This is a genomic window from Corallococcus sicarius (assembly GCF_003611735.1).
GTDB lineage: Bacteria > Myxococcota > Myxococcia > Myxococcales > Myxococcaceae > Corallococcus > Corallococcus sicarius.
This window is the reverse complement of record NZ_RAWG01000245.1, coordinates 1-14715: the sequence shown is the minus strand read 5'-3', so window position 1 is coordinate 14715 and position 14715 is coordinate 1. Positions and strand designations below refer to the sequence as shown.

Sequence of the window (14715 nt, the reverse complement as noted above, 5' to 3'; positions counted from 1 at the left end):
CCACCCGCCTGACGCCCCCTGCCGTCCCCCCGGCATCCAGGCCGGAAGGGAGCGGTGGCGCCAGGGGATGGAGGGGGCGACGACTAGCCCCGGGCCCGTGCGGGGCCGTTCACCTTGTCGCGGAAGAACTGGAGCGTGTGGCGCAGGCCGTCCGCCAGCTGCACCGACGGCTCCCAGCCCAGCACCTTCTTCGCGAGCGACGCGTCGATGCAGGAGCGCATCTGCTCGCCCGGCTTGCCCGGCGCGTGCGCGACCTGGAGCGAGCTGCCGCCCGCCTGCGCGATGAGCTCGTAGAGGCGGTTGATGTCCGTCTCCACGCCGGTGCCGATGTTGGCGGCGCCCACGTAGTCGCTCTGGAAGGCCAGGTAGTTGGCGCGCGCCACGTCCGGCCCGAAGACGAAGTCACGCGTCTGCTTGCCCTCGCCGAAGATGGTGCAGCCCTGCCCCGCGATGACACGCTGGCTGAAGATGGCCACCACGCCCGCCTCGCCGTGCGGGTTCTGCCGGGGGCCGTACACGTTGGCGTACCGGAGGGCGACGAAGGGCACGCCGTACTGGGCGCGGTAGTAGCCCAGGTACAGCTCGCCCGCCGCCTTGGAGACGCCGTAGGGCGACACCGGCCGCGTGGGGTGGGACTCCGTCGCCGGGAAGTAGTCCTGTTCGCCGTAGATGGCGCCGCCGGTGGAGCTGAAGATGACCTTCTTCACGCCGCTGTGACGCGCGGCCTCCAGCAGGTTGAGCATCCCGCGGATGTTCACGTCCGCGTCGAAGCCCGGGTCCTCCACGCTGCGGCGCACGTCCATCTGGGCGGCCAGGTGGCAGAGGACCTGGGGCTTCTCCGCGCGGATGAGCTCCGCGGCCTCGCGGCTGCGGATGTCGTGCACGGCCAGGCGCACGCGCGGATCCAGGTTCTCCTTCTTGCCGCCCGACAGGTCGTCCAGCGCGATGACCTCGTGGCCATTGCGCAGGAACTCATCGCACACGTGCGAACCAATGAAGCCCGCTCCGCCCGTTACCAGGACTTTCACGCCGTTCTCCCCGGGGCCGGCCGCACAGGGGGCCGGGCCATCACAAACCGTCGCGCTCACTCGCGCGCGGCCAACCTATGCCCCAGGGGGACGCCCGGCAACCTCTCGGAAGTACGCGATGGTCTCCCGCAGACCCTCTTCCAGGGAAACCTTCGGCTCCCAGCCCAGCAGGGTGCGGGCGCGAGTGATGTCCGGCTGACGCTGCTTCGGATCATCCTTGGGCAGCGGCTGGTAGACGATCTGCCTACCTCCACCCGCCGCCTCGCGCACGGCCTCCGCGAACTGCTTGATGGTCATCTCGCGCGGGTTGCCGATGTTCACCGGGCCCCGGACGTCCGACAGCACCAGCCGGACGAGTCCGTCCACCAGGTCCTTCACGTAGCAGAACGAGCGCGTCTGGCTGCCGTCGCCGAAGACGCTGAAGTCCTCGCCCTTGAGCGCCTGGCCCACGAAGGCGGGCACCACGCGGCCGTCGTTGAGGCGCATGCGCGGGCCGTAGGTGTTGAAGATGCGCACGATGCGCACGTTGACGCCCCGGCTGCGCTCGTAGGCGGCGCTGATGGCCTCCGAGTAGCGCTTGGCCTCGTCGTAGACGGAGCGCGGCCCGATGGGGTTCACGTTGCCCCAGTAATCCTCCTTCTGGGGGTGCACCAGCGGATCGCCGTAGACCTCCGACGTGGAGGCCATGAGGAAGACGGCCTTCTTCTTCTCCGCCAGCTTCAGCGCGTTCTCCGTGCCGATGGAGCCCACGCGCAGCGTCTCCAGGGGGAGGTTCGCGTAGTCGATGGGCGACGCGGGCGAGGCCATGTTGAAGACGAAGTCCACCGGACCGTCGACCTCCAGGCCGTCGATGATGTCCTGCTTCACGTAGCGGAAGCCCGCGCGCGGCTTGAGCGTGCGCACGTTCTCCTCGTTGCCGGTGATCAGGTTGTCCACGGCGAGGACAGCTTCGGCGCCGTCGTCCAGCAGCCGCTCACACAGGTGCGAGCCCACGAATCCGGCCCCACCCAGCACCACCGCCCGCTTGCCACGCATGCTCGTCACGTCACGCCTCGTTCTTCAGGAGAGTTCGTCGAAGGTCGACTGGCCCGGCAGCTGCGCCTTGTACTTCTCCAGCACCAGGTCGATGCCCTGCCGGATGTACTCGGCCACGGGCACCTTCGTCTTCTGGTTCAGCGCCTTGAGCAGTTCGTTCTGCTCCGGAGTGATGTAGATGGTGGTGCTGACTTTCTTTCGGGCCATGGCGATACGTGAAAATATATGGAATGACGTGGCCTGCGAAAGCACGGAGTGCGAACGGCGCGAACATGGCGCCCTGCTCGCCCGGGAGGCATCGTGATTCCTAGCAAGCGCCTGATTTTCCTGGGCTTCCTTTCGCTCTGCCCGCTGTCCGCCTGCAAGACGACGCAGTCATCCGAGACCCCTGACGCGGTGCGCAAGCGACCGGAGGCGGAGGCCATCCGGGGAAAGCCCGCCCCCGGGGAGACCGTCACGGAGCTGGACGCGAACGGCGACGGCCAGACGGACGTGTGGGAGTTCCGGCAGAAGGACGTCGTGGGGCGCAAGGAGCTGGACCTGAACTGGGACGGCCGCGTGGACGTCACGCAGTTCATGGATCCGCAGGGCGCGAAGGTCCGCGAGCTGATGGACCTGGACTACGACGGCAAGGTGGACGCCACGTACTCCTACACCGAGGGCAAGCGCACCAAGGGCGAGCGCGACCTGGACGGCGACGGACGGACGGACTCGTGGCTGTACTACGAGAACGACACGCTCGTGCGCAAGGAGCGCGACGCCAACCACGACGGTCGCGTGGACTACTGGGAGTACTGGGAGGGCGGCCAGGTGGACCGCATTGGCGAGGACCTGGACGGTGACGGCACCGTGGACCAGTGGACCCGCAACCCCACGGGGAAACCCGCGACCCCGTGAGGCACTGACAGCGGACGGCTTGGACGGCTACGCCTTGCTGGTGCCGGCGCGGCCGTACGAGTCTTCCAGCCGCACGACGTCATCCAGCTCGGGGGTGCTGACCTCGAGGATGTCGCAGTCGGTGATGGCGACCATGCGGTGCTTGGTCAGCGGCGTGATGTGGTAGCTCTCGCCGGGGTTCATCTCCTTCTCGATGAGGCCCTGGCCTTCGTCCACGACGAAGAGCAGCTTGCCGCTCTGGACGTGGATGGTCTCGTCCTTGCGGTTGTGGAACTGGAGGCTGAGCTTGTGGCCCGCCTTCACGTGCAGGAGCTTGCCCACGTAGCGCTCCGTGTGGGCCCAGATCAGCTCGTGGCCCCAGGGCTTCTCCACCCGCTTCGTCGTCGTCATGGTGCTTCTTCTCTTCCTTGCCCAGCGCTAGTTCGTGCCGGCCACGTAGGCGTCGAGCTGGGTTTCGCGCTTGAAGTCCGTCAGGTACCGACCGGCCGCCTCCTTCGAGGCGAAGCTGCCCATCCGGACGCGGTACCAGGTGCCCTTGCCGGGCACTTCCGCCGCCAGGATATACGGGGCATAGCCTCGGTCGCGCAACCGGGCGGCGAAGCGGTCGGCGTCAGGGCGGGTCTGGAAGGCGGAGAGCTGGAGCGTGAACGCCCCACCCTTCACGGCCTCCGCGGGGCGCGGGGGGGCCGCCGGCAGCTGCTGGGCGCGGGCGATGGCTTCCTTCATGCCCCCGTCACGTGCGGCGGTGCGGGTGGGCACGGGCGTCTCCTCTACCTTTCCCTTCACCGGCTCCGGCTTCACGGCGACCTTCACGGGCTCCGGCTTCGGCTCCGGCTTCGCGGCGACCGCGGGGGCCTCGTCCTGGGCGTCGTCCTGCGCGGGCAGCTCGCCGGTGTCGGGGTCCGGCGTGGGGGCCAGGGCGGCGGGCTTCGCGGGCTCGGCGGGCTTGGGCTCCGGCTTCACTTCCGGCTTCGCGGCGACCTTCGCGGGCTCCGGCTTCGCGGCGGGCTTGGGCGCGGGCAGCGGCGGCAGGGGCTCCGCGGACGTCTTGCGGGTGAGTTCGTCCGGGAAGGTGAGCGCCGGCTCCTGGCGCGCGTCGTTGAGGACCTGGGCGTTGGCGTCCAGCGCGGAGAGCAGATCCGGGGCGGCGGCCGTCTGCGCGTCGCCGGAGAGCTTCTTGCCCACCACCACGCCCAGCACGAACACCGCGCCCATCACGACGATGCCGGCGATCAACAGGCTGACGATCTGCCGGTTGTCCAACGAGACGTCGAACTTCTCCTTCATCCGGTGGGCGTCACGCATGGCAGGGCAAACCTCGTCGCGCGCACGGGCCGTGTTGCGGCCTGTAGCGACAGCGTGCGCGCAAGCTACGCCCCACCCCCAGGCGGGTCAAATTCACGGAAGCGCGGTGCGCACCGTGTCGCGCAGTGCTGCGCGCGAGGCTGGAAGTCGGGCCCCGGCGGCGTCGGCCGCCCCGGGGGACGACGTCAGACGATCCACCCGCCGCCGAGCACCCGGTCGCGGTCGTAGACCACCGCGGCCTGCCCCGGCGTGACGGCGCGCGCGGGCGCGTCGAGCTGCACGGACACGAGCCCGTGCGGCGAGATGTGCACCCGGCCCGGAGCCCCCGCGTGGCGGTGGCGGATGCGGACCTCCACGGCCTGGTCGGGCGGGGGCGGCGCGTCCACCCAGTGCGGCTGGAGCAGCCCGAATTGCGCGCGGCCGGTGCCCTCCGCGGGGCCCACCACGACGCGGTTCGTCTCCGGCTCCAAGCGCTGCACGTAGCGCACTTCCCCACCGCCCAGGTTGAGCCCCTTGCGCTGCCCCACGGTGAAGCGGTGGATGCCGTTGTGGGTGCCGAGCACGTTACCTTCCGGGTCCACCACCTCGCCGGACGGCTGGGGCCCGGCGACCTTCTCCACGAACCCGGCGTAGTCGCCGTCGGGCACGAAGCAGATCTCCATGCTCTCCGGCTTGTGGGTGGTGGGGAGCTGGTGGCGCTCGGCGACGGCGCGCACCTCCGCCTTGGTGAGGTGGCCCACGGGGAAGAGGACGTCGCGCAGCTCCTCCTGCCCCAGCGTGAAGAGGAAGTAGCTCTGGTCCTTGGCGGCGTCCGCGGCGCGGCGCAGGTGGAAGCGGCCGTCCACCTCCTCCACCTGGGCGTAGTGGCCGGTGGCGAGCCGGGCGCCCAGGGCGCGTGCGCGCTTGAGGAGGAAGTTGAACTTCACGTCGCGGTTGCAGGCGACGCAGGGGATGGGCGTCTTGCCGCCGAGGTAGGACTGGACGAACGGGTTGACCACCCGGTCCTGGAAGATCTCCTCGGCGTTGGCCACGTAGAACGGGATGCCCAGCGTCTGGGCCACCGCGCGGGCATCGTCGATGTCATCCGGACTGCAGCAGCTTCCACACTTCGCGTTGCCCTCGTAGGACCAGACGCGCAGGGTGATGCCGATGACCTCGTGGCCCTGCTCCTTGAGCAGGGCGGCGGCAGCCGAGGAATCCACCCCGCCGCTCATGGCAACGACGACTCGCATGGGGCTCCTTCCTACACGCCCCGGGGCCGGGACGCACGGCCGGAGGCGCTCCAGGCCCCCTTCCCTGCCCTCCGGCCGGGGGAGGCGTCCACTTCAGGCGCCGCGCGTCCGGGCCCAGTCCGTGAGCAGCGCGCGGAGCGCCTCCGCCGTGTTGCGCGAGGGGTCGTCCAGCACCGACTCCACGAGGTAGCGGGTCGCCTCGCCCACCTGCGGAGACGGCCCGATGCCCAGGGTGGCCATGATGTCGCCGCCGGTGAGCGCCAGCTCCTTCGCGGACAGGGGCGGCTTCGCGGCGGCGAGCGCCTCCAGGCGCTTGGCCAGGGCCTCCAGCGCGGGGAGCTGCTCCGGCGCGCGGACCTGGATGCGGGCCCTCGCCACGGCGAGCAGCGCGGACAGCTGGGCCGGGCCCACCCGGGCGAGCAGCCGGCGCAGGGCCGGATCCGCGTCGGACAGGCGCGTCTCCAGCTTCGCGTGCTCCACGAGCAGGCCCACGAGGTCGGCGGACTTGTTCGGGAACTTCAGGCGCATGCACAGGTCGCGGGCCTGCGGTCCCGTCACGAGGTCCGAGAGCAGCGCGGCCATGCGGAGGTCCAGCTCCAGGGGCGCGGCCTGCACGGCGGCACGGGCCCGGCGGGCTCCTTCCGCGTCCGCGCGGGCCAGCTCCGGGAGGAAGACCTCCAGAAGACCGGTGTCGGCGAGGAGCGCCAGGCCGGACTCCGCGCGCGGGGACAGGAGCAGCTTGCACAGCTCCTCGCGCACGCGCTCCAGGGCGACCTTGCGGAAGACGCCCAGGGTCGCGGGGATGGCGTCGCGGGTGGCGGGGTCCAGGGTGAAGCCCAGCACGGCGGCGAAGCGCACGGCGCGCAGGGGGCGCAGGCCGTCCTCGGAGAAGCGCTCCAGCGCGGAGCCCACGCATTTGATCAACCGGGCCGGCAGGTCCACCTGTCCACCGAACGGATCCACCAGCTCCTTGTCGAGCGGGTTGTAGGCCATCGCGTTGATGGTGAAGTCGCGCCGGGACAGGTCCTTCACGATGTCGCGCTCGAAGGACACGGAGCTCGGGCGGCGGCCGTCCAGGTAGTCGCCCTCCGAGCGGAACGTCGTCACCTCCACGTGGTTGCCCCCCGTGACGACGGTGACGGTGCCGTGCTGGATGCCGGTGGGGATGACCTTGCGGAACGCGCGCTGGACCTCTTCCGGGAGCGCGCTCGTGGCCACGTCGAAGTCCTTGGGGTGGACCTGACGGACCATGTCCCGCACGCAGCCGCCGACCAGGTAGGTGGCGTGGCCCAGCTCGCGCAGGCGGGTGATGACTTCGAGCACGGGCTGGGGAATGTCGGCGTTGTGGAGGTTGGCGATCATGGCCGCTGGGGGTGGGAGGAGGCGGCGCCTACGTTGCCCCCTTCCGAGCGACATTGCCAAGCGGATCGCCCGGCCGTTGCCCGTCTGGTAACGGTGGGAGGTCATGGCTTCCTCCCGAACCACCGCGGTGCACGTCCACGACGCCTGTGACGTGTACGTGGGCCGAGCCTTCCGCGTCTGGGCGAAGCCCGGGCCCCTCAACCCCGTCCCCGGCCGCTTCGGCAACCCGTTCAAGCCCGGCGGCGTGAAGACGCAGAAGGCGATGCTGCGCACCTACTTCGAGCCCTGGCTCACGGGCCTGCCCGCTGACGAGGCCGCGCGGATCCGCGAAGAGGCGCTGCGCCGCATGGGCCCGGAGCCGGACGCGTTCGAGTCCTTCCACTGGTACCTGGAGCTGCGCACGCGGCACGACTCGGACTACCTGCACGACGTGCGGGCGCTGAAGGGCAAGCGCCTGGGGTGCTGGTGCAAGCCGGGGCCGTGTCACGCGGACGTGCTGGCCGCCTGGCTGGAAGCGGACCAGGGCAGCGGACCGGCCGCGACGAAGGGGTAGAAGAACGCTGGCCACACGTTTTCCTTGTTTTATAACAAGGCGGGTATTTCCGTCCTTTCAAGGAGAACACCGTGAGTCGAACCATCCTTCGTCCCCTGTCACGCGCGCGCTTCGCGTGGGCCCTGGTGGTGGCGCTTCCGTTGGCGTCGGCGTGCAGCCCGTCACCCGAGTCCCCCGATCAGGAGACCCCGCGGGAAGCAGCGGAGGCCCCCCTCGCGACGGCCATCACCAACACGTCCTTCGAGACGTCGACGACCGGCTGGTCGTCCTGGCAGGGCACGCTGACGCGGGAGGCGCGGACAGGGGCGCCGGCGGGGCAGTACGTCGCGCGCGTGACCGTCAATGGCGCGGCCACGATGTATTCGCTGGATGGCGCGCAGAGCGGCATCCCCAACGCGCCGCAAGGCCAGACATACACGGCCACGGCCTATGTCGCTGCTGGCAACACCGGCACGGTGGGCAAGCCCGTCAGCCTCATCCTCCGGGAGAAGAGCTCGGGTGGCACCACGTACAAGCTCTTCACGGCGGACGCGACGCTGACCACCAGCTTCCAGCGGCTCACCGTGACGGGGACGATGGAGCGCGTGGGAGACACGGTGGATGTGTATGTCCTCCAGAACCAGGCGGTCGCGGGCAATGCCATCCTCGTGGACGCCGTCACGCTGGTGGCCGGCGGAGGCAACAACCCCTCCGGGGAGCCGATGCCGGTGGGCGACCTCACGGGATGGCGGCAGGTGTTCACCGATGACTTCACCACCCCCGTGCCCGTGGGCCAGTTCCCCGCGGCGGTGTCTACGAAGTGGGGCGTCTACCCGGACGGCTGGAAGGACACGAGCAAGAAGGGGACGTATTCACCCTCCAAGGTCGTCAGCATCCAGAACGGCGTGCTGAACAAGTACCTGCACACGGAGAATGGCATCCACCGGGTGGCCACCGTGCTCCCGAAGATCCCCGGAGCGACGGCGAGCGGCGGGCTGCCCTCGGGCCGCTTCGCGGTGCGGTTCCGCGCCGATGCGGTCCCTGGCTACAAGACGGCCTGGCTGCTCTGGCCGGACAGCGAGGTGTGGCCGCGCGACGGGGAGATCGACTTCCCGGAGGGCGACCTCGACGGCACCATCTCCGGGTTCATGCACCGGCAGAACGGCACCTCCGGTGGGGATCAGGACGCAGTCTCCACCACTGCGCGCTACACGTCGTGGCACACGGCTGTCATTGAATGGACGCCGGGCCGGTGCCGCTTCCTGCTCGACGGCGTGGTCATCCTGGACAAGACCAGCCGCGTCCCCAGCACGCCGATGCACTGGGTCCTCCAGACGGAGACGGACCTGAGCGGCACGGCCCCCAGCTCCACCGCGGCCGGCAACGTGCAGATCGACTGGGTCGCGGTCTGGGTTCCGCAGTAGTGCCCATGTTTCACGGAAGACACTGAGACAGCGCGTGCGATGCTCCTGGCTTCACCCCCCCAGGAGCACCGCATGTCCCTGTCGCACTGGAAATCCCTGTTCGTCGTTCCCCTGCTGCTCTGTTTCGCTTGCAGTCCTGAAGTCGTGCCCGTGGAGGCGGAGACGCCGGACGCTGAAGCCTCCCAGTCCTCCGCGCTCATCGTGGGGCCCGCGGGCTCCCTCCTGACGGCGCGCTATCAACACACCGCCACGCTGCTGCCCGATGGCAAGGTGCTGGTGGTGGGGGGCGGCACTCCCACGGAGACCGCGTCGACGGAGCTGTATGATCCGGTCACCACCACGTCGATCTACGGCCCCCCGTTGAGCGCCGCGCGCCGCTCTCATACCGCCACCCCGTTGCAGGACGGCAGCGTGCTCATCGTGGCCGGCATCGGGCCGGGCGGCATCCTGTCCTCGGTCGAGCGGTATCAGCCGTCCACGAACACCTGGACCGCCGCCGCGCCCCTGCCACGCGTCAGCTATGGGCACAGCGCGACGCTGCTCACGGACGGGCGGGTGCTGGTCGTCGGCGGCGTGGGCGGTGTGGGGGGCGGCACGGCGGCCCACGTCTACACTCCGGCCACGAACACCTGGGTGGCCACGGGTTCACTCCCCAGCGCGATGGGCTTCCAGGCCGCGGTGCGGCTCTCGGATGGGCGCGTGCTCCTCTCCGGAGGCGGCGCCACCACCAGCCTCGCCCAGCTGTGGACGCCCTCCACCGGCACCTGGACGGTCGTGGCGCCGATGAACGCTGCCCGCAGCGACCACACCCTCCACCTGCTCTCCAGCGGCAAGGTGCTCGCCGTCGGCTCCGTCCAGATGTCGGAGCAGTACGACCCGGCAACCCACCTCTGGACGAACACCTCGAACACGGCGGTCACCCACTTCTCCGCGCCTTCCGTCCAGCGGCCCAATGGAAGCATCGTCCTGGCCGGCGGCTCCTACAACAACACCACGGTGGAGCTGTACTCCCCTGCCACCGGCACCTGGAGCACGGTGGGCTCGCTCACCCAGGCCCGTAAGAGTCACCCCACCGTCGCGCTTCCAAGCGGCCGCGTCCTGTTCCTCGGCGGCACCGCCTCCAGCACCTCCGGCTCCATGGTGCCGGTGGCCAGCATCGAGGCGTTCGACCTGAACAGTACGTGCACTCCGACGACGTGCGCCGCGCAGGGCAAGAACTGCGGGACGATCTCCAACGGATGCGGCGGCACGCTGAGCTGCGGCACCTGCGGTTCGGGGCAGACGTGCAACAACAACGTCTGCGGAACGGCCGCTCCCGTCTCCTGCACCCATGACGTGTGCACCTCGGGCACCGCGTTGAGCAGGAGTTGCAGCGCGTGCGCGAACACCGTGTGCAACCGCGATCCCTTCTGCTGCAACACGGCCTGGGACAGCCTCTGTGTCAGCGCGGCCAACACCCATTGCGTCGTCGCGCAGCCTGGATGCGTCGTGCAGTAGAGATGGAGGCCTGGGAAGTCTGAAGTAGCGAGGCCCGGACGTGATGCCGGGCCCCGCCCGAGACCGCCTGTTGGAGACAGGCTGTCTATCATTGCGGCTGGGGTGAGTCCTTCGCCTTCGCGGTCAGCTCCCTGGCGGCGTCCACGAAGAGGCGCAACGCCGGGGAGCGCTGCGCACGGCTGGGGAAGTAGAGGAAGAAGCCCGGGACCGTGGGCGCGTAGGACTCGAGCACCCGCTGCAGCCTCCCGGTGCGCAGTTGCTCCGCCACGAGGGGCTCGAAGGCGTACGCCAGTCCCAGGCCCTGCTCCGCCAGGGTCACCGTCAGCCGGTTGTCGTTGGTGACCACGCCCCCGCGCACCGGCACGCGCCAGTTCCTGCGGCCCCGCTCCAGCTCCCAGGCGTAGAGCGCCCCCGTGCTCCGCATGCGGAAGGTGATGCACTCGTGTTGCAGCAGGTCCTCGGGGCGCTGGGGCGTCCCGCGGCGCGCGAGGTAGTCAGGCGAGCCCACCACCACGAAGCGGAACGCCTCGGTGAGCCGCACCTGCACCATGTCGCGTTCGATGGACTCCGTCAGCCGCACGCCCGCGTCGTAGCCCTCCGCCACGATGTCCACGAAGCGCTCCTCGATGACGACCTCCACCTCGATGCGCGGGTGACGCTCGCGAAAGGTGGGGACCACGGGCGTGATGACGTAGGGGATCGCCGCCTGCGGCACCGACAGCCGGACCCGGCCCACCGTCTCTCCCGGTTGAGCGGCGACCTCCTTGAGGGCAGCGAGCGCCTGCCCCACCGCCGGCCCCGCGCCCTCCACCAGTCGCCTGCCTGCATCCGTCAGCGATACGCTGCGCGTCGTGCGCGTCAGCAGCACCACGCGCAGCTGTTCCTCCAACTGCTTCACCGCCTGGCTCACCGCGGCCGTGGAGATACCGAGCTCCCGCGCCGCGCCGCTGAAGCTGCTCAGACGCGCCACGGCGAGGAACATCTGGAGCTGGGGGAAGGGAGCCATGTTCATGGGAGCAAAGGCCTCACTGTTAAGCCCAGGTTAAGAGCCTATTGCCATCCTCGCGCGTAGTCATCGACGGTCCGGCGGCGTACCTCTCTTCGTACACGGGGCTCAACAGTCCCCCCACGGAGAGCTGACATGCACACCATCCACGCCTACGGCGCCACGGCGGCGACGAAGCCCCTGAGCCCGATGACCCTCGAGCGTCGGGACCTGGGCCCGCGCGACGTCCTCATCGAGATCAAGTTCTGTGGCATCTGCCACTCCGACATCCACACCGCGCGCAATGAGTGGGGTTCGGCGGTCTACCCCATCGTCCCCGGCCACGAGATCGCGGGCATCGTCGCGAAGGTCGGCTCCGGGGTCACCCGGCATGCGGTCGGCGACCGCGTCGGCGTCGGCTGCCTGGTCGATTCGTGCCGCGAGTGCGCGAACTGCCGCAAGGGTGAGGAGCAGCACTGCCTCAAGGGCTTCACCGGGACCTACGGCAGCGTAGGGCAGGACGGCAAGCCCACCCAGGGCGGCTACTCCACCCACATCGTCGTGACCGAGGACTTCGTCCTCAAGATCCCCGAAGGCATCCCGCTCGACGCCGCCGCGCCGCTGCTGTGCGCCGGCATCACGACGTACGCGCCGCTGCGCCACTGGGGCGCCGGTCCCGGCAAGAAGGTGGCCATCGTCGGTCTGGGGGGGCTCGGGCACATGGGCGTGAAGCTCGCGCACGCGATGGGGGCCGAGGTCACCGTCCTGTCGCAGTCACTGAGCAAGAAGGAGGACGGCCTGCGGCTGGGTGCGGACCACTACCACGCGACGAAGGATCCGGAGACGTTCAAGAAGCTCGCAGGCACGTTCGACCTCATCGTGAACACGGTGAGCGCGAAGATCGACGTCAACGCCTACCTGTCATTGCTGGCATTGGACGGCGTCCTGGTCAACGTGGGCGCGCCCGCGGAGCCGCTCGCGGTCAACGTGTTCTCGCTCATCATGACCCGCCGGTCGTTCGCGGGCTCGCTCATCGGCGGCATCCGCCAGACGCAGGAGATGTTGGACTTCTGCGCCCAGCACCGCATCGGCTCCGACATCGAGGTCATCCCGGCCTCGAAGATCAACGAAGCCTATGAGCGCGTGCTCGCCTCCGATGTCCGGTATCGGTTCGTCGTCGACACCGCGACGCTGAAGTAACTCGGGTCCCCGTACCTTGCCTCCCATGCTCGGCCTAACTCAGTCGCTGCAGTGCGAGCGGGATGGAGCCCGTCTCCTCGTTCGTGATCTGCAGCTCCAGGGTTTTCGTGCTTGTGGGCAGGTCGAACTCGATCTGGGCGTCCTTGGCGCTGCGCGCGTCCACCGCCGTGTTCAACCAGTTGGTGGGTTCCCGGGGAACCCCGTCCACCAGCAGCCGGAACGAGGAGGTCCCGAAACTCGTGTCGAGCGGCCCAGCGTTCGTGAGCCGGACCGAGATTGTCAGCGTGAGCATCTCAGCCGTGCGTCGGCGCACCTCCGTGCCGAGGAGCTCATACGTGCAGACGGCGCGATTGTTCCGCAGGATGACGCTTGATTCGGACGGCAGGCTGACGCGGTACCCTGCCTTGCCGCCAGCCACGGCTCCCGGTGCGGGCGCTGCAGTGGATGACGCAGCAGGCGCCGTGCTGCCCACCGGTGCGTCGCCGGGTGCGCGCTCGGCGACTTCTGTGCGGGGCGCGCCGGGGTGCCCCACCAATCCGATCTGGTTCAGCGCGATCAGCAGCCCCCCGATAGCGGTAAGGGTGCCTGCCAGCGCGGTGAGCAGACCGGGCATTGTCTGCCACCAGCGCTGCGGTGGGGGTGTCTCATGTCTTGGATGCTCGGCCATGCATTCCCCCGGACAGGTCCTGTGCTTCACGGCCCCTGCCCTGCTCAGGAGTGCTTCGTCTCCCCGGGTGGGTGCTTCGGGGCGGAGGCCCTCCCGAGGACGCCGGGCGACGCATGGGCCCCGTCTGCCTCCACCGGACGCTGGGGCGAGGAGACAGGCTCGGCGGTCCTGCTCGCGTAGCGCTCGTTCGGATCCACCCGCTGGCGGATGGCGGGGTCCCGGGACGTCTTGGTGTGCATGTAGCGCAGCGCCCCGTGCTGGATGCAGGCGGCGTCCACGCGGGCCACCAGCGCGTCCAGCCGCTCCTGCGTCAACGCCTCCGGCCGGGTCCCCACGTAGAACATCAGCTCGCAGAAGGGCTTCGCGCCATCGCCCTGCCCCAGGTATTCGGAGCGGATGGCCTTCACGTAAAGGGAGAGGAAGGTGAAGCAGCCGTAGCGATCTCTGTAGTCGCGGAACAGGGGGAACAGCTCGCGGAACAGCACGCCGTACTTCTCCGCGGGCCCCAGGACGATGAGCATGCGCGTGGGGTCGCCCACGGACGAGTCCAGGATGCGGTCGGTGAACACCTCCACGTTCTTGATGGAGGCGTAGCGCGGGCTGAGCATCACGCCGACCGTGCCCACGTACTTGAGGAGCACGTCGAGCCGCCGGGGCAGCCGCCCCGCCAGCATGCCCATGCCGTGCAGGAAGCCGTAGGAGACGCGGTTGACGAGCGTCTTCCACCGGGACTGCGCCGTGTCCAGGTACGTGGAGAACTGGCCGAACACCAGCTTGCGGCCCCCCACGGGGTACTCCATGAACACGCCGCGCTCCATGCGGGCCTCGCCGGGGTCCATGATGACGGGCGTGGTGCGCGTGATGAAGTCCTCCATCGTCCTGGCGAAGCGTGGGCGGTTGTGGAGGATGGTGCCGCGCTTGTCCATGGGGACCACGTCCACCACCAGCTCGGTGATGACCCCGAAGCGTCCGGTGCCGCCCAGGATGCGGTGGAACGTGCCCACGTCCTCGGTGCGTCCGCAGCGGCGCACCTCGCCCTCCCAGGTGACGTATTGCAGCTCCCGCACGGTGTCGAGGAACAGGCCGTAGCGGTGCGACGCCGGGCTGATGCCGCCCACCGAGGCGAAGCCGCCCGCCGTGATGTGACTGTGGTCACCAATGACAGGCAGCCCGAACCCCTGCGCCATGAGGAACTCGTCCACCTCCGCGAGCGCGGCGCCGGACTGCACCGTGACCTGGCGGCGTTCCGCATCCAGCCCCAGGATGCCGTCCATCATCTGCAGGGCCAGGATGGAGCCCCCTTCCGCCAACACCAGGTCATTGCTGGAGTGGCCCTTGCTGCGGAGGGTGAGCTTCTGTCCCAGCGCCCTTGCTTCCTTCACCGCCCGCACCACGTCCCCGGTGTTGCGCGGCAGGTACACCTTGAAGGGAGGGCGCGGCGCGATGCCGGGGTTGCCCATGCGCTCCCAGTCGAAGGCGAGCGAAGCGATGCTGTCATGGGTGAAGGACTCGTGGCTGGTGTACACGTAGGGAGGGGCCATGGGGGGATTC

The 14715-nt window shown here is 69.5% G+C and carries 15 protein-coding genes; 5 read left to right on the top strand and 10 right to left on the bottom strand.

The genetic code is table 11. The features are described 5' to 3' along the window. Positions 1 to 83 precede the first annotated feature (83 nt). The 3 genes from D7X12_RS29810 to D7X12_RS29800 all read right to left on the bottom strand — a co-directional run bounded on the left by D7X12_RS29810 (position 84) and on the right by D7X12_RS29800 (position 2270). Positions 84 to 1028: an NAD-dependent epimerase/dehydratase family protein gene (locus tag D7X12_RS29810; protein WP_120628644.1), complete on the bottom strand. Its 945-nt coding sequence runs from the start codon at positions 1026 to 1028 to the stop codon at positions 84 to 86. Positions 1029 to 1103: 75 nt separating this feature from the next. Further along, complete coding sequence (locus D7X12_RS29805; RefSeq protein ID WP_120628646.1) at positions 1104 to 2063, bottom strand: UDP-glucuronic acid decarboxylase family protein; 960 nt, start codon at positions 2061 to 2063, stop codon at positions 1104 to 1106. A gap of 24 nt (positions 2064 to 2087) precedes the next feature. Beyond that, on the bottom strand, positions 2088 to 2270 hold the full coding sequence (locus tag D7X12_RS29800) for a ribbon-helix-helix domain-containing protein (protein ID WP_120530896.1): 183 nt from the start codon (positions 2268 to 2270) through the stop codon (positions 2088 to 2090). 93 nt (positions 2271 to 2363) lie between these two features. Here D7X12_RS29800 and D7X12_RS29795 point away from each other — a divergent pair, with 93 nt between their 5' ends. After that, a complete protein-coding gene (locus D7X12_RS29795; protein WP_244224856.1) occupies positions 2364 to 2960 on the top strand; it encodes a hypothetical protein in 597 nt (198 codons plus the stop codon). Between the two features lie 27 nt (positions 2961 to 2987). Here D7X12_RS29795 and D7X12_RS29790 read toward each other — a convergent pair whose 3' ends face one another. The 4 genes from D7X12_RS29790 to D7X12_RS29775 all read right to left on the bottom strand — a co-directional run bounded on the left by D7X12_RS29790 (position 2988) and on the right by D7X12_RS29775 (position 6859). After that, a complete protein-coding gene (locus D7X12_RS29790) occupies positions 2988 to 3350 on the bottom strand; it encodes a cupin domain-containing protein (RefSeq protein WP_120628643.1) in 363 nt (120 codons plus the stop codon). Positions 3351 to 3377: 27 nt separating this feature from the next. Then, the gene (locus D7X12_RS29785; RefSeq protein WP_120628642.1) at positions 3378 to 4265 is read right to left on the bottom strand and encodes an SPOR domain-containing protein; all 888 of its coding nucleotides are present in this window, start codon (positions 4263 to 4265) and stop codon (positions 3378 to 3380) included. Between the two features lie 185 nt (positions 4266 to 4450). Next, positions 4451 to 5497, bottom strand: coding sequence for a tRNA 2-thiouridine(34) synthase MnmA (mnmA, locus tag D7X12_RS29780; protein ID WP_120613102.1), 1047 nt, complete (start codon positions 5495 to 5497; stop codon positions 4451 to 4453). A gap of 93 nt (positions 5498 to 5590) precedes the next feature. Beyond that, positions 5591 to 6859 (bottom strand): CCA tRNA nucleotidyltransferase, encoded by a 1269-nt coding sequence (locus D7X12_RS29775; RefSeq protein ID WP_120628641.1) that lies wholly within the window; start codon positions 6857 to 6859, stop codon positions 5591 to 5593. Positions 6860 to 6962: 103 nt separating this feature from the next. Between D7X12_RS29775 and D7X12_RS29770 the strand changes: the two genes are divergently transcribed. The 3 genes from D7X12_RS29770 to D7X12_RS29760 all read left to right on the top strand — a co-directional run bounded on the left by D7X12_RS29770 (position 6963) and on the right by D7X12_RS29760 (position 10312). Then, positions 6963 to 7412 carry a DUF4326 domain-containing protein gene (locus tag D7X12_RS29770; protein WP_120628640.1) on the top strand — a complete coding sequence of 150 codons (450 nt, stop codon included), beginning with the start codon at positions 6963 to 6965 and terminating at the stop codon, positions 7410 to 7412. Between the two features lie 71 nt (positions 7413 to 7483). Then, on the top strand, positions 7484 to 8815 hold the full coding sequence (locus D7X12_RS29765; protein ID WP_120628639.1) for a family 16 glycosylhydrolase: 1332 nt from the start codon (positions 7484 to 7486) through the stop codon (positions 8813 to 8815). A gap of 72 nt (positions 8816 to 8887) precedes the next feature. Continuing rightward, positions 8888 to 10312 carry a Kelch repeat-containing protein gene (locus tag D7X12_RS29760; RefSeq protein ID WP_158620147.1) on the top strand — a complete coding sequence of 475 codons (1425 nt, stop codon included), beginning with the start codon at positions 8888 to 8890 and terminating at the stop codon, positions 10310 to 10312. 88 nt (positions 10313 to 10400) lie between these two features. Here the strand turns inward: D7X12_RS29760 and D7X12_RS29755 are convergent, their stop codons facing one another. Then, positions 10401 to 11324, bottom strand: coding sequence for a LysR family transcriptional regulator (locus D7X12_RS29755; protein ID WP_120628637.1), 924 nt, complete (start codon positions 11322 to 11324; stop codon positions 10401 to 10403). Positions 11325 to 11453: 129 nt separating this feature from the next. Here D7X12_RS29755 and D7X12_RS29750 point away from each other — a divergent pair, with 129 nt between their 5' ends. Then, a complete protein-coding gene (locus tag D7X12_RS29750) occupies positions 11454 to 12497 on the top strand; it encodes an NAD(P)-dependent alcohol dehydrogenase (RefSeq protein ID WP_120628636.1) in 1044 nt (347 codons plus the stop codon). Positions 12498 to 12531: 34 nt separating this feature from the next. Here D7X12_RS29750 and D7X12_RS29745 read toward each other — a convergent pair whose 3' ends face one another. Further along, positions 12532 to 13110: a hypothetical protein gene (locus D7X12_RS29745; RefSeq protein ID WP_147443843.1), complete on the bottom strand. Its 579-nt coding sequence runs from the start codon at positions 13108 to 13110 to the stop codon at positions 12532 to 12534. Positions 13111 to 13208: 98 nt separating this feature from the next. Continuing rightward, on the bottom strand, positions 13209 to 14715 hold a 1507-nt coding region (locus D7X12_RS29740), incomplete at its 5' end, for an FAD-binding oxidoreductase (protein WP_208719369.1).

Excerpts from the sequence above, each read along its gene's own strand:
- D7X12_RS29775 (WP_120628641.1), bottom strand. The coding sequence starts at position 6,859 with ATGATCGCCAACCTCCACAACGCCGACATTCCCCAGCCCGTGCTCGAA.
- D7X12_RS29750 (WP_120628636.1), top strand. The coding sequence starts at position 11,454 with ATGCACACCATCCACGCCTACGGCGCCACGGCGGCGACGAAGCCCCTG.
- mnmA (WP_120613102.1), bottom strand. The coding sequence starts at position 5,497 with ATGCGAGTCGTCGTTGCCATGAGCGGCGGGGTGGATTCCTCGGCTGCC.
- D7X12_RS29760 (WP_158620147.1), top strand. The coding sequence starts at position 8,888 with ATGTCCCTGTCGCACTGGAAATCCCTGTTCGTCGTTCCCCTGCTGCTC.
- D7X12_RS29755 (WP_120628637.1), bottom strand. The coding sequence starts at position 11,324 with ATGAACATGGCTCCCTTCCCCCAGCTCCAGATGTTCCTCGCCGTGGCG.
- D7X12_RS29785 (WP_120628642.1), bottom strand. The coding sequence starts at position 4,265 with ATGCGTGACGCCCACCGGATGAAGGAGAAGTTCGACGTCTCGTTGGAC.
- D7X12_RS29745 (WP_147443843.1), bottom strand. The coding sequence starts at position 13,110 with ATGCCCGGTCTGCTCACCGCGCTGGCAGGCACCCTTACCGCTATCGGG.
- D7X12_RS29800 (WP_120530896.1), bottom strand. The coding sequence starts at position 2,270 with ATGGCCCGAAAGAAAGTCAGCACCACCATCTACATCACTCCGGAGCAG.
- D7X12_RS29770 (WP_120628640.1), top strand. The coding sequence starts at position 6,963 with ATGGCTTCCTCCCGAACCACCGCGGTGCACGTCCACGACGCCTGTGAC.
- D7X12_RS29790 (WP_120628643.1), bottom strand. The coding sequence starts at position 3,350 with ATGACGACGACGAAGCGGGTGGAGAAGCCCTGGGGCCACGAGCTGATC.
- D7X12_RS29805 (WP_120628646.1), bottom strand. The coding sequence starts at position 2,063 with ATGCGTGGCAAGCGGGCGGTGGTGCTGGGTGGGGCCGGATTCGTGGGC.